The organism is Nitrobacter sp. MLSD-S21, assembly GCF_058809865.1.
The window spans coordinates 194,263-209,040 of sequence record NZ_JBXASZ010000002.1 but is presented as its reverse complement, the minus strand read 5'-3'; the positions used below and the strand labels follow the sequence as shown (position 1 = coordinate 209,040).

Genomic DNA, 14,778 nt, shown 5'->3' with positions numbered 1-14,778 from the left:
GACAAACGGAGCCCCTCGGTCGTGGGTCATTGTACGCCGCGAACGGTTCACCGCCGGCGTGAAAATTTCGCGACCAGTTCGATGTGCGGCGAATGTCGGAATTGGTCGACGGGCGTTACAGTCTCCAGGTTGTAGCCCCCATCGATGAGGATGCGCGCGTCACGCGCAAATGTCGCTGTGTTGCACGACACAGCGACAACGACGGGAATCCTGCTGGCTGCGAGTTGTTTGCTTTGTGCCTCTGCGCCCTTCCGGGGTGGATCGAAGACCGCCGCATCGAGGTCACGCAGTTCCTGGGCCATCAACGGGCGGCGGAATAGATCGCGAATCTCGGCCTTGATCGGTTTCAGCCCGGGGACTGCTGTCGCCTTCTGTAACGCCGCCACTGCGGCTGCGTCATTGTCGAAGGCCGCGATCCGCGCTCGGGCCGCCAGGCGCAGCGCGAATGGGCCGACGCCGCAGAACAGATCGGCGATATGCCTGGCCTTGCCGCAATGCGCGGCGACCCGGGCCGCCAGCGTTTCTTCGCCGGCGACCGTCGCCTGTAGGAATGAGCCCGGCGGAAGGACAAGCCGGGACGCGCCGATCTCGATCACAGGCGGCGCGCGCATCAGCACCAGTTCGCCGTGGCGGGTCAGCCGGGCCAGCCGGTGCGCCTCTGCGATACGCGATAGTGTTGCGACCAACGCGGCGGGCAGTTGTCCGGAGCCGCGGACGTCGACATCGAGGCCATTGCAGGTCGCGGTCACCTGGATATCGAGCGGCTTGTTCGCAGGCTTCAACGCTTCGGCCAGCTCACGCGCTGCATCAATCGCGCCGTGGAGGGCAGGGTCGAGCACCGGGCACGCATCGATCGGCACGATGGCATGGCTGTTCGGTGCGGCGAAGCCCACGCGCAGCTTGCCGTCGTCGCTCCGGGCATGGAGGGTGATCCGCCGGCGGCCGGCGCCATGCGCGTCGATGAGTTCGTCCACCGCACAGTCGATGCGGGCCTGTGCCAGCGTGTCGATCACGATCTGCCGCTTCCAGGCGCGGTAGGCCTCCGGCCGCCAGTGCTGGATCGCACAGCCCCCGCATGCGCCAAAGTGAGTACAGAACGGCGCGATCCGATCCGGGCTCGCTGTCTCGATGCGGAGGAGGCGCGCGCGGTCTCCATGGCCGGCGAGCGGTTCGATCTCGACGGCTTCTCCGCCCAGTGTGTAAGGGACATAGACGTTGCCGCCATCGGTCTGGGCGACGCCGTCGCCGCGATGGCCGACGTGATCGATGGTCAGGTGTTTGGTCATGCGGTGCACGAGTTCTGGAAGAGAGACGTCGTCATTGCGAGGAGCACTTGCGACGAAGCAATCCAGTTTTTGCTACGACAATCTGGATTGCTTCGCTGGCGCTCGCAATGACGGCAATGTGTTCAGCCACGCTTGGCACCCAGGAAGAATTCGATGTTGCCGTCGCCGCCTGGGATCGGGGACGGGAAAATCTCTATATCGCTGCATCCCAGAGTCGCCGCGAAGGCAGCGATATCGTTGCACACCGCACGATGCACCGCTGCATCGCGGACGATGCCCTTTTTGATCGCGACACGCGGCGCCTCGAATTGTGGCTTGATCAACACGAGCAGATGCATCGGCGCTGCCGCCAACGATAATGCGACCGGAAGGATGGCTTTCAACGAAATAAAGCTCGCATCCATCACCACCACGTTCGGCCGTTGCGGCAGCCGCGTGCCCTCCAGCGAGCGGATGTCAGTGGACTCCATCGACACCACCCGGGGATGACCGCGCAGGCTCGGATGCAGTTGATCGCGGCCGACATCGACGGCGAACACCAGCGACGCACCCTCGCTCAGCAGCACTTCGGTGAAGCCGCCGGTCGAGGCGCCGACATCAAGACAGATATGGTTCTCGATTTCGATCGGATACTTCGCGAGCGCGCCGGCAAGCTTCACGCCGCCACGCGATACGTAAGGGTGCGCGGGTCGCGCCTCGATCGCGGCATTGACGTCAATCGTCTCGGAAACTTTTGTCACCGCCTTTCCGTCGGCGGTAACGAACCCGGCCTCGATCGCGGCTTGAGCCCGCGCCCGGCTTTCGAACAGGCCGCGCTCGACCAGCAGAACGTCGGCTCGCTTGCGAGCGTGGGGTCCGGTATTGTCGCGCTTCGCCATGGTGAGCTCAAAGCCTGGAGACCGGCTGGAAACCGATCCGATGCGCGGACGATTTATATCGTCTTCATTGCGATGAGCACTTGCGACGAAGCAATCGGGTCTTCGCGTGCAACGCTGGATTGCTTGGCCCAGCGCAAAATTGGCAAGGGCCAATTTTGTCGCGTGCGTGCAATAACGGCGAGCGCATCATGTGATGCTCAGGCCAGCTTGACGGTCTCGGCGCTGACGTCCTTGCCGAGTGCCTCGAATACCTTGGCGACGATGCCTTTGGCATCAAGCCCGGCGTGAGCGTACATCGCGGTTGGGGTATCGTGGTCAAGGAACTCGTCGGGCAGGATGATCGAGCGTACCCGCACCAGGCCGCTGTCCAACGCGCCGTTATCCGTCAGCGTCTGCAACACGTGGGAGCCGAAGCCTCCAACCGAGCCTTCCTCGATCGTGACAAGCACATCGTGGTCCCGCGCGAGTTTCAGCACCAGGTCAACGTCGAGCGGTTTCATGAAACGGGCGTCGGCGATGGTGGTGGACAGGCCATGCGCTGCAAGTTCGTCGGCCGCCTTTTCGCATTCGGCAAGACGAGTGCCGAAAGACAATAACGCGACCTTGCTGCCGTAGCGGACGATGCGGCCCTTGCCGATCGGAAGTGGAACGCCGACCTCCGGCATTTCGACGCCGCGGCCTTCGCCGCGCGGATAGCGTACCGCGCTGGGGCGGTCGTTGATCGCGACCTGCGTCGCCACCATATGCACCAGCTCGGCCTCATCGGACGCCGCCATGATGACCATGTTCGGCAGGCAGCCGAGAAAAGCGTTGTCGAACGAGCCGGCGTGTGTCGCGCCGTCGGCGCCGACGAGGCCGGCGCGGTCGATGGCGAAGCGCACCGGGAGCGACTGGATCGCCACGTCGTGCACCACCTGATCGTACCCACGTTGCAGGAATGTCGAATAGATAGCACAGAACGGCTTGAAACCCTCGGTAGCGAGGCCGGCGGCGAACGTCACAGCGTGCTGCTCGGCAATGCCGACATCGAAGGTGCGTTTCGGGAAAGCCTTGTTGAAGATGTCGACGCCGGTGCCGGACGGCATCGCCGCGGTGATGGCGACGATCTTGTCGTCCTTCTCGGCTTCCTTGACGAGACTCTGGCCGAATACGTTCTGATAGGCGGGTGCGTTCGGTTTCGATTTGGACTGCGCGCCGGTGGAGATGTCGAACTTGACCACGGCGTGATACTTGTCGGCGGCGGCCTCCGCTGGCGGATAGCCCTTGCCCTTCTGGGTCACGACGTGAACCAGGATCGGGCCGTTCTCCATGTCGCGGACGTTCTTCAGCACCGGCAACAGGTGATCGAGGTTGTGACCGTCGATCGGGCCGACATAGTAGAAGCCGAGTTCCTCGAACAGCGTGCCGCTGTTGGTCATGAAGCCGCGCGAATATTCCTCGACGCGCTCGGCGCGGTCGGCGATCATTTTAGGCAGGTGCTTGCCGAGCTGCTTGGCCGCCTCGCGCAGCGAGCGATAGGTCTTGCCGGAGTATAGCCGTGACAGATAAGCGGACATTGCGCCAACAGGCGGCGCGATCGACATGTCGTTGTCGTTGAGAATGACAATCAGCCGCGAGTTCATCGCGCCGGCATTGTTCATCGCCTCATACGCCATGCCTGCGGACATTGCGCCGTCGCCGATCACGGCGATGACGTTGTTCTTGCCGCCGGAGAGGTCGCGCGCCACCGCCATGCCGAGGCTGGCGGAGATTGAGGTCGAGGAATGCGCGGCGCCGAACGGGTCGTAGTCGCTTTCGGTGCGCTTGGTGAATCCGGATAGGCCGCCGCCGGTGCGCAGCGTGCGAATGCGGTCGCGACGGCCGGTCAGGATCTTGTGCGGATAGGCCTGATGGCCGACATCCCAGATGAGCCGGTCGCGCGGGGTATCGAAGACGTAGTGGATGGCCGTGGTGAGCTCGACCACGCCGAGACCGGCACCGAAATGCCCCCCCGTCACCGAAACCGCGTCGATCGTCTCCAGGCGCAACTCGTCCGCAATCTGCCGGACCTGCTCCACCTTGAGCTTGCGCAGGTCTGCGGGGGTGCGGATGGTGTCGAGAAGCGGGGTCTTATTGAAAGCGGTCACTGCGACATTTCCAATCTTGCATGTCCGGGAGCGGCAAACGGACGCTGGCGTGGTCACGCATAAAGCGTCCAAGAGCCACGAAACCTCCCGCGCTGAGAAACGTGAGTCCGAAGTTTACCTGATGCTCCGGCCGGGAATTATGATAGGCGTCACTATGTGTCGGATCGCGTAGTCCAATCATTTTTGCAAGCTGCTTGAAGCACTTACTCCACTTGAGCGCCAACGGCGGAGCCGGTTCGCATCGTTCCAGAAGCATTTACACCAAACCCGCCGCTAAAGCCAACGGGCACCCCCTTTCACTCGAGTAGAGGTGACTCTGCCGCAGGTTCAAGAGTTCCTGAACCGGGCTACTGAAATGTTAACGTGGTCGAGGAGCGTAGGTTGCAGCCTTGGAAGCCCTCGCGGGACCACAATAAAATGACAATTCATTCAAGGGTTTTTAATACCTCTTATAACGCTGACCTTTTGACAGACCATATGAAGAGCATGCCATAGCGATCCGTCCGACTTCCCGCGACGCGCGGTGCTTCACTATACGTCGAGCGGCTCGGTGCCTGTGACCTGGCCGGAAGCATCCGTGGTAATTTTCTCCACCCTTGCTTCTGCCCGGCGCAACAACTCCTCGCAGCGCCGTTTCAGCGCTTCTCCGCGCTCATAGATTGCGACCGATTCCTCGAGCGCGACCTTGCCGTCCTCCAGGCGCTTGACGATCGATTCGAGTTCCTCAATGGCATGCTCGAAGGAAAGCGTCTTCACGTCAGCAGGGGCATTTTCGGCCATCTGGGTTTTTCCGACTCGATTGTTTGGGCGGATTATGACGTTTTTCGGGAATATCGCGGCACATTGTCACGCACCCATGAGTGCGGCGACATGCGCGGCCACCGAATCCTGCAATCCTTTTAGATCATAGCCGCCCTCGAGCACCGAAACAATTCGACCGCCTGCCGTCGCGTCAGCGATATCCATCAATTTGCGGGTCACCCATCCGAAATCGCTCGCGGACAGATTGAGATTGGCCAATGGATCGCGACTGTGCGCGTCAAAGCCTGCGGAGATTACCAAGAGTTCCGGCGCGAATTTCTCGAGCCGAGGAAGGATCAAGTTGTCGAACGCGGAACGAAATTTGGCCCCACCGTCGCCGGACGCCAACGGCGCATTGACGATGGTGTCGTGATCGCCGCGTTCGCTGATGGCGCCGCTGCCCGGGAACAGCGGCATCTGGTGCGTCGAGCAGTACATGACCGATCGGTCGGCCCAGAAAATATCCTGCGTGCCGTTACCGTGATGCACGTCGAAGTCCACCACCGCCACGCGGTCGATCCCGTGCTTGCGCTGGGCATGCCTCGCCGCGATGGCTGCCTGGTCGAACAAGCAGAAGCCCATCGCTCTACCGGTCTCGGCATGATGTCCGGGAGGGCGCGTGGCGACGAACGCGTTGCTCGCATCGCCGGTGATGACGGCTTCTGTTGCCGCGATCGCGCCGCCGACGCCGCGCATCGCCGCCTCCCATGTCCCCGGCGACATTGAGGTGTCGCTGTCGAGATAAACCAGACCATCTGTCGGCGAGAGATGCCGGAGTTCTCCGATATAATGCTCGTTGTGGCAGAGAGCGACTGAATCCAGCGATCCTTCGGGGGCCTCGCCGCGCGTCAGATTCCTGAAGCGATCTCCGGTCAGCACCTCCTCGATGGCACGAATCCGATCCGGCCGCTCCGGGTGACCGGGCGGCGTCAGATGACCGAAACTGGCAGCATGCGTGAGAACCAGCGTTGTCATGCAGTATCCTGGCCGCCACGTCGGCATCGCGGGGCAGTGAAAGTCGATGGTATCGGGTCGGGCGAGGTTCCGAAAGTGCGCGTTGGCGCCTCATGGTACCATGGCTGACGCGGCAAGAGCGAGGGCGAACCGCGGCTTGCGCTTTCGTCCTCCATGCAGGCGGGAGCCTCGTGGATCTCGCTATCGCTCGTCATCGCTTCTTGCGGGCGAAGAACGTTTGGAATGCAGCGATCGCTTCCTCCGAGCGCAACCGCTCCCCAAACAGACGGCTTTCCAGGTCGATCCGGCGCGTCAACTCCTCCGGCTGCGGTTTCAGAAGCTTGCGCGAAAGCGCGACGGCTTCCGCCGGCAGTGCGCAGATTTCGCGGGCGATCTTTTCGGCCTCGGCCGCGGCTTCGCCCGGCGTGACCACGGTATTGACGAATCCCGCCTCGCGAGCCTCATTCGCGTTGAGTGTGTGCCCCATCACCAGCATGGCGAAGGCGCGCTGATAACCGATCGACTGTGGCGCGAGCAGGCTGGATGCGCCTTCCGGAACCAGACCGAGATGGATGAAAGGAGTCGAGAACGTCGCCGAGCTTCCGGCGAGAACATAGTCGCAATGGAACAGCATGGTGGTGCCGATGCCGACGGCGATACCTTCCACCGCTGCGATCAGCGGCTTGGTATTCTGCACTAGCGAGTAGAGGAATTTCACCGCATCGGAAGCGGGTTCATCGCCGCCGCCAGAAGTGCCGTCCTTCAGGAAATCGTCGAGGTCGTTGCCTGCCGTGAACACGCCGGAGTTGCCGGTGATGACGATGCAGCGGATCACCGGATCATTCTGCGCGCTGTCGATGGCACCGCTCATCGCGCGATACATGTCCCGGGTGATCGCGTTCTTTTTCTCGGGGCGTTGCAGAGTGATGACGCGGATGGCGTCATTGTCGCTGACCAGGAGATGTCCCATGGGTTCGAGCCTGTCGGTGTCGCGGGAATTCAGTCCAGCAAGATTGCCTCGGCGCTGTTGATGGCTTCTGCGCCGTCGATCACCGTGCGCTCCAGCGCTGGAGCCTGCACAGCGACATTCTCGGCGAAGAAGCGCGCCAGCGTAACGTAACGCAAAGGGTCGCCGAACCCCTCGCTGGAATCGCGCGCTGCGAGAGCTTCTTCCGCAAGTTTGCATCCGCCGAGCGTCGACCCGAACAGCCGCAGATACGGCGTTGCGCCGGCCAGCGCATCGTTTGGCGAGGAGGTCAGCCGCTCCAGAATCCAGTTGCTCGCGCGTTCGAGCGACCCAAGCGCATCGCGCAGTCTTGTACCGGCCGTGCCGAACGCGGGATCGTTCGAGGCTTCGACGCGCGCGACGATCTTGGACAGTTCGTCGAGAAGAGCGCGCACCGCAGCGCCTCCGTCCGCCCCCAGCTTGCGTGTCACCAGATCGATCGCCTGGATGCCGTTGGTGCCTTCGTAGATCGAGGTGATGCGCGCGTCGCGATAATGCTGCGCCGCGCCGGTCTCCTCGATGAACCCCATGCCGCCGTGAACTTGAATGCCGAGCGAGGCCACCTCGTTGCCGGTGTCCGTCGAAAAGGCCTTTGCGATCGGCGTCAGAAGTGCGCCGCGGGCGACGGCGGCCGCGTGCACCTCGGGATCGGTCGCGCGCGCCGCTACATCCAGTGCGACGGCGGTGGCGTAGCAGATGGAGCGGGCGGCGGCGGTGAGGGCGCGCATCTGCATCAGCATGCGCCTGACGTCGGGATGTACGATAATGGCGTCCATGCTGTCGCCGGATACGCCGACGGCGCGTCCCTGTCTGCGCTCCCGCGCATAAGCGAGCGCCTGCTGGTAAGCACGTTCCGCAATGCCGACGCCCTCGAGTCCGACGGCGAGCCGGGCCTGATTCATCATCGTGAACATGCACCGCATGCCGCGATTTTCCTCGCCAATCAGATAGCCGACGGCGCCGCCGTCATCGCCCAGGGTCATGGTGCAGGTCGGTGAAGCGTGGATACCGAGCTTGTGCTCGAGGCCGCTAACGTGGATGTCGTTTCGCGCGCCGAGCGAGCCGTCGGCGTTGACGAGGAATTTCGGAATCAGGAATAGCGAGATTCCCTTGGTTCCGGCGGGCGCATCGGGCAGTCGTGCAAGCACGAAATGCACGATGTTCTCGGTCATGTCGTGGTCGCCATAGGTGATGAAGATCTTGGTGCCGAAGATGCGGTAGCTACCGTCGGGGGCGCGTTCGGCCCGGCTGCGCAGGGCACCGACATCCGAGCCCGCCTGCGGCTCGGTCAGTTGCATCGTGCCGGTCCAGTCGCCGGACACTAGTTTTTCGAGATAGATCGCCTTCAGCGCGTCGCTGCCATGGGTGTGCAGCGCTTCGATCGCGCTGAGTGTCAGCAGTGGACACAGGCCGAAGGCGATATTCGCCGCGCTCCAGATTTCGGTGCAGGCGGCGTTGATCGCAAGCGGTAGCCCCTGTCCGCCGAAATCCTCCGGCCCCGAGACGGCGTTCCAGCCCGCCGCCGTCCAGCGCCGGTAGGCGTCGGCCCAGCCGGGCGCGGTTGTCACGTGCCCATCGTCCAGCCTCGCGCCATGCTGGTCTCCGGCGCGGTTGAGCGGCGCCAAAACCTCGCTCGCGAACCGGCCCGCCTCTTCCAGTATCGCTGCCGTGATCTCAATATCGAAGTTTCCGTAGTAACCAGCCCCGACCGCGTCCTTCAGCCCGGCGCCGTGGTTGAGTGCAAGGAGCATGTCGCTGATCGGAGCGCGATAGGTCATGACGGTGCCTCGGGAGCAAGGGCCTGACAGGGAGAGGGCCTCCTGTCATATTATGAGTCGAGAGCAGTCTTTCCACCAAAACGCGCGGCTCTCAACCTTTCCAGGAAGGCGGGATGCGGTCCCGCGCTGACGGGAAGGGGTTTGAAATGGGTCCAACCTTTTCAGGCGTCGCCGGCCGGTTGAAAAGACACGGCACTGTCTGTAGACCGGCAGGGCTCGAGAAAGTCTGCGAGACTATGTTCCGTGCATTTTCGGGCCGTTGGGGCGTAGCCAAGCGGTAAGGCAGGGGATTTTGATTCCCCCATTCGGAGGTTCGATCCCTCCCGCCCCAGCCATGCAGTCTGATATATTCTAGAATCTCCAAAGGATTAGCGAAAAGCCCCGCCAATGGCGGGTTTTGTGTGCTCAGCTTTCGGTTCCGTGTGTCTCCTTTCATGCTCGGAGGCGCCTGAAATGGCAAAAGTCTCCGGTTGTCGCCCCGAATATTCCCGTTTTTGGGAAGCCGAGCCTAGAGACATAGTTCGATCCAGACTGCCGCCCGCCGGTGGCAGTCCATTCCTCTAATAATGAAGTCGCTCTGTTCGGGCGTGGATCTCATCAATTCGGAGCCACAGCCGGGGGCACAAACTGGACGAGTGGGCGACGCACTTGTCGTGACGTTGATGCCCGACGGCGTTGCTTGAGTTGGGCTAGAGAATCCCTCGATCCGGTTGCGGGCGCTGTAAAGACAAGAGCTGAAAGAATATCGGATCGCTGCATTTGCATTTTTGCGGGGTCTATTCCGGAGAGGTCCTTCTCGAGTGGTACTCGTGGCGTCGCCGCGTCGATGAAAAGCGGGCTATGTAATTTGCTGGAAGTGAACATCAGTTATTGGCCACAAGCAGGCATCAACGTTGTGCGGTGGAATATCCGAAATGGGGCCGGTGGCAGACTGTCCGCCATTGGGTGCTTCAAGCGAGAAGCGGACATATCGCCGATGAATGTCGAGGACCGGAACTTGCCCAAAGCAGGCACCGGAGAAGGCAAGCGCTCGTCGCGCGGCAGAACACAACTTCAGCCAAAGACGGTTGCAACACTCTGCATCATTACGACGTCGTGCTTTTCCGGCCCACGTACTTTTTCAGGTGGCCCTACATATCAACACGAAGCTTTCGTTGGGGAACGAAACTGTCACCGGCGGCAGCTCGGTGGGCGTGATCTGCTTCCGCTAGGTGCACCTTAGGTAGTGGTCATCTGGTACGTCTCCCCCAAATAGCGTTTTCTTGCGTTTATCCTTCCACTTGCCGATCCGCCGCTTGATGTGGGCCTTAATCGTCGGCAGAAACCGCGAGAAGATTTTAGTGGCGCCCTCGGCAGGGTACTCCCAGAGTGAAAATCTCCCATCGACGATCTTGGCTAGCAGCACGGAGCAGCGCCAGAACTCCATCTCGCTTGGCGCGTTGAGCATCTCCTTGTACCAGTGCTGCGCCCAGATGTTTCGCTCGTAGGCCTCTTTCGCGGCTGTTGCTGCCGTGCCGATGAAGCCCTTGGCTCCTTCGTAAAGCGACAAGATCGCAGCGCGGTCTGCGCTTTCGCGTGCATAACCGCAAACCATCAAGGCTCGGCAGATCACCGCCGGCTCGCCGACAGCGCGCCGAGTGATCACATACTCATCAAGGACAGTACTCTGCCCCGTCATTTCCGCAGCGAGGACCAGTTCGGCGATCTCAGCGTCCGTACCGGCACGGTCCAGTCGCTCAAATACCAGATCACGTAGCGGGGGGTGCTCCGCGAGCGACCAGAGCGAAAGGAGTTCGGACGGCACCTTGGCAGGCCCGACAACCCGGTTAATCGTCGGCCGCGCAGTCTCCAGGCGCCGAAAGATCGTCTCAGCCGCGTTGGAATCGATCGTCGCCAGAGCGTGAGCAAGTTGATGAGCAAAATGGTAGAGGTTGCTAAATGGCTCGTCGGCCGCGCCCACTAGGCGCTGTAACCACTGCGCCGCCTTGTCCGGCGCAGCAGCCGCGATCGCGGTGACTCCGGCTCTTGTTAGATCCTCCACGGCGAGATCGGCGTCGGCGGCCTCAATGTCCTTCGCGAACCGCTCATATGCCTTACCGGCGCGCTTTTGGCGAGCGCTGTACTCGGCCGGGGACTCATTGATGCGATCGAAAGCTTCCTGCGGGCTCTTGGGCTCTTCGATACGTTCATCGAGAGACACCATAGGTGGGCTTTGCGTTAGCTCGATTGAACCCGGTGACTCGATCTCCGGCAGGTCGCTGCTCCCCTTGTAGGCCAGCACGCGTGCGAGGGCGACATCAATGAGGTCTCCCGCAAGCCGCGCGCCGTCAGGTCCGAGCTCTGTTGCGGCAAACCCAAAATGACTGAGCCGCAGACGGTCGATTGCATCGGCAGCGGAGATGAGTCCGGCCGAAGCAGCCACCAATAAGGCTCGCGAGCCATACCATACCTCGAACCACTTCTTGCGAAGCGAGATAGCGCGCGCCGTCCACCCACTATCGACGAACTTTGCGAGCTCGCCTTCATGAGTGCCGCGCGAGAGGATGCCGAGCGCCTGCGTGTGGACCAGATGATCTAATGATCTGAGGAAACTGCCGACAAGTCTGTAGGATTCCGGTAGCAGCTCAGTACCCGAATAATGAAGCGCACCGAGAACGCGCGTCTGCAAATTCGAGTCCCCACTTTCGCTTGCGGCCTCCAGCCAGAATTGCGCGCGGGCTGGCGAAGCGGGCCTCAGGGCCTCCATCATCTGCAAGAGGAGCAGGTTGCCCCTAGAGCCAGCGATCGCGTCAAGCTGCTGGTCCCCGGTGAGATAGGGCATAGCAATCGATAGCGAATACTGCGCGGTGAGCCAGGCATCCCGGCCCGCCTCATCAGAGCGCAGCGTATTCTCGCTAGCTTGCCCTGCGACCAGAAACTCACGGGCAATGGTTTCGCCAAGTGCGGCACTGTGGGGAAGCAGCGTCAGCACGCCTTGCCGCCTCGCGAAGGCTTCGCGCGCCAGCACCTCCTGAGCGAGGCGACGTAGAAGCGATATGCCAGCGTCTGGCCGGAAGCGGGCTATGCCCGGCAAGGCATCGGTCAGGAAGTGATCTTCGAACGTCTTACCGAGCTGCGTTGACAGCTGGCTGGTTGCCAGCTCGTCAAACTTGGCGGCGGTCACTTCGACATTCTCCGGCTTGCCGGTACCGGGGTCACACGGATCGGAGGCGCAGTAGTCCTCGACGCTCCGCCACCCACCATAGCGTTCGCGGTCGCGTGTCAGCCAGTCGGCGAGATCCTCCGCCTTCGCGGCATCATCGGGAGCGCCTGTTGATCGCAGTATATGAACGAGCGTCCAGCCGCCGACCCATGATCGATCTTTGTCCGCCTCCAGCCATACCGACGCGTTTAGCAAAGCCTCGCGGGTCTGCGCCCAGTCTTCATGGTTGAACCGGATCAGGTACTCGAACTCTTTTCGCGGTGTGTGGATGCTGCTGCCAAGAGCATCGGAGAAGGCCCAATTGACGAGCGCGGGGGCAAACTCAGCGAGCGGCCAGCCGGCGAGGAGTTGGAGGGCGAGGCTTTGCAGGTCACCGAAGTGCGGCTCTGGCGCTTCCGTCAGCAGCGCCATCTTGCCCCGCTCCATGTCTGTAAGCGCGCCAATATGCCTTTGGATATCTCCTCCGCGCCGCGCACGCTCCTCTTGGACCTGTTCCTCCGTGTCGCGGCCGGCCTGGCGGAACATCATACGCTCGGGCGCCAGCGAATAGAGCGAGAGCCATTCAGGAATCTTTTTTTTGAGCACGGCCGCGACGGCAGGATCGTCGCGCCAGCGGGTGAGCGCTTCTCCAACCCAATCACCGCTCGGCACGTGGGATATTGTCAACGCGATACGTTCGGCAGCCAGCACAAACGCATCCGGTGCTTTTCGGTTCAGCGCGGCAAAGGCATCAAAGCCATTGTCGGGAAGATTTTGCAAACCCAGAAAGTGCTCTATCAGCGCGGCTCTGACAGAGGTTGGGCATGCCTCATTTAAGCAGGACGCGTGGACAGCGCTTGCAACCACTTCCGCTGCTTGATCGAGCGCAGCGATCGGTCCCACCACCTCGACGAGCTTGGCGCCGGGATCTCGGCAATGCCGGTCCTCTTTTTCAAGCACGCTGACTAGCCAGAGGCCGAGGGCGAGGCTTAATCCCTCGTCACGAATGGAATATAGGTCCGTATCTCCTGGGTCTTGGACGAAGTAGCGGCTTGATGCGATGGCAGCGAGCTTGGCATCATTCGCTGCATCGAACCGCTGCAGATCGTCGTGGTCCTCACTCTTGAGCCGGCTCACAAACTGGTCTGCGATAGCGCGCAGTGTCCTTTCAAACTCACGTGCCGGGATGGCGACGGCGTTGCCGTGATCGGACCTGCGCATATACTCAAACAGAAGCCTACCGACACTAAATTCTTCGATCCGCTCGATCTCTTTCGCATCAAGAAGCTCCAGTGCCATGGAGAGGATGCGAGGGTTTCGGAGCGTGGCAAACACATCCGCGCTCAGAGCATCTGCGTTGACGCCTCGGTCAACAAGCACCACTCTCAGTTCGTCCGGTGACCAATCCGGTACCACCACGCGCTTTGGGTTGTTGGCGAGGGATTGCCGAAACTGCGCGAAGTGGCCCGTTCGTGTTGTAATGACGAGTTGGCCGCCCAGTTCGCGAAGCGTGCTGGCCAGCGGATCGAGCCGCCGTCGCCAAGAGATGTTTGGTGCCTGGTTTAGCCCGTCTATGAACAAAACTATGCGGACATTCTCGGGATCGTCGTTTTCGCGCCAGCCACGAAAACGACGGCGCCAGCGTGTCCTAAAGGCCTCCGTGTCGGCAGCGCCTATCTGATGGGCAATCTTCCTGATCAGGAATCCATCAATGTCGTTGTGAACGTCATCGGTGAACTGATCGGCGGTGCTGACAACAAAAAGACACTGAGGATAGCTCTCGAGCCAAGCTTGAACGGTAAGCCACGACTTTCCGGCGCCCTCCTCGCCAAGAACGGCATGGAAGTCGTAAGTGCACGTCCCGGAAAATGCACTCGCGAGCTCCTTCACCAGCGGACGGCTCTGCAATGGATAGCTGCCCTCCCCGGCGAGAGGAGCCAAACCCTGCCCGAACTCGATGTGTGATTTCTTGCGATCTGCGAACAACGATCGCAGCCATTTGCTGTTGGCGGCCTTTACGAGGCCAAGGCCCACATTCGCATCGCTCAGTTTGGCTTGTAGGGATTTGGCTGCCGCACCCCACCCCGGCTCTGTTCCAAGCGTATCGAGGGCGGTGATGGCGGCATCTGCCAGTGCCGTCCCGCCGGGCTTAGTGAGATTGGCTTTCAGAAATGCACCTGCCTGCGTTCTGGCGAGCTGCGCGGCAAGGGCCAGCGTTGGAAAATCTCCCGTCCAGTCGAGGAGGAGCACTCCGATACCGTGCTGCGCGCCCAGTTCCTCATAATCCTTTGCATGCTGCGCTGAAGTGTCTGCGGTACTACCTAAGACCCACAAATCAACCTGACCCCGGTCATCAACGGCCAGTTCTGCGAGCTTGATTGTAACGTCCTTCTTTGGGACTTCGTCTTCGTAGCGCTTCGCCTCAAAGTAAGTCGCGCCCTGGTCGAAGGCAGAGTTGCCATGGCGCCCGCGCTGCGCGCCGCTGCTGGCGAGCCGAAAGGGCTGACCAGTGATCGCTTGAAGAACAGCCGCGACAAACCCCTCAAAACCAGTCTGTCCGGTCGCATCAAGCTCCCGGATTGCCAGCCTTAGATCATCGAGATGCTTGGCGCGCGAATCCATGCCCGAATTCTACACGGTTCGCCGCCCGCGCCGAGAGCATTCTATGCATGACCGGTTCTGGCGCCGCGCCGCCCCCCCTTGAGCCCGAAAAGCACGTTCCACATTGGCGACTCTTCTAGTGCTGTATAAAGTCGATATTGGACAGG

General features: G+C 61.5%; 8 protein-coding genes and 1 tRNA gene. 1 reads left to right on the top strand and 8 read right to left on the bottom strand.

Annotated elements, in window-relative coordinates; translation table 11 throughout:
• Positions 1-47 precede the first annotated feature (47 nt).
• The 7 genes from AC1RT6_RS06755 to AC1RT6_RS06725 all read right to left on the bottom strand — a co-directional run bounded on the left by AC1RT6_RS06755 (position 48) and on the right by AC1RT6_RS06725 (position 8,829).
• The gene (locus AC1RT6_RS06755; RefSeq protein WP_079445769.1) at positions 48-1,286 is read right to left on the bottom strand and encodes a class I SAM-dependent RNA methyltransferase; all 1,239 of its coding nucleotides are present in this window, start codon (positions 1,284-1,286) and stop codon (positions 48-50) included.
• 122 nt (positions 1,287-1,408) lie between these two features.
• Positions 1,409-2,164, bottom strand: coding sequence for a TlyA family RNA methyltransferase (locus AC1RT6_RS06750; RefSeq protein WP_079445770.1), 756 nt, complete (start codon positions 2,162-2,164; stop codon positions 1,409-1,411).
• Positions 2,165-2,361: 197 nt separating this feature from the next.
• A complete protein-coding gene (dxs, locus tag AC1RT6_RS06745; RefSeq protein ID WP_079445772.1) occupies positions 2,362-4,290 on the bottom strand; it encodes a 1-deoxy-D-xylulose-5-phosphate synthase in 1,929 nt (642 codons plus the stop codon).
• A gap of 531 nt (positions 4,291-4,821) precedes the next feature.
• The gene (locus AC1RT6_RS06740) at positions 4,822-5,070 is read right to left on the bottom strand and encodes an exodeoxyribonuclease VII small subunit (protein ID WP_079445773.1); all 249 of its coding nucleotides are present in this window, start codon (positions 5,068-5,070) and stop codon (positions 4,822-4,824) included.
• A gap of 66 nt (positions 5,071-5,136) precedes the next feature.
• A complete protein-coding gene (locus AC1RT6_RS06735; RefSeq protein ID WP_079445795.1) occupies positions 5,137-6,066 on the bottom strand; it encodes a histone deacetylase family protein in 930 nt (309 codons plus the stop codon).
• 190 nt (positions 6,067-6,256) lie between these two features.
• Entirely contained in the window at positions 6,257-7,015 is a 759-nt protein-coding gene (locus tag AC1RT6_RS06730) for an enoyl-CoA hydratase-related protein (RefSeq protein ID WP_079445774.1), read from the bottom strand.
• A 29-nt stretch (positions 7,016-7,044) separates the two neighbouring features.
• Entirely contained in the window at positions 7,045-8,829 is a 1,785-nt protein-coding gene (locus AC1RT6_RS06725) for an acyl-CoA dehydrogenase family protein (RefSeq protein ID WP_079445775.1), read from the bottom strand.
• 260 nt (positions 8,830-9,089) lie between these two features.
• Between AC1RT6_RS06725 and AC1RT6_RS06720 the strand changes: the two genes are divergently transcribed.
• Positions 9,090-9,164 (top strand) — tRNA-Gln (locus AC1RT6_RS06720).
• A gap of 872 nt (positions 9,165-10,036) precedes the next feature.
• Here AC1RT6_RS06720 and AC1RT6_RS06715 read toward each other — a convergent pair.
• Positions 10,037-14,632 (bottom strand): hypothetical protein, encoded by a 4,596-nt coding sequence (locus tag AC1RT6_RS06715; protein WP_472791305.1) that lies wholly within the window; start codon positions 14,630-14,632, stop codon positions 10,037-10,039.
• Positions 14,633-14,778 lie beyond the last annotated feature (146 nt).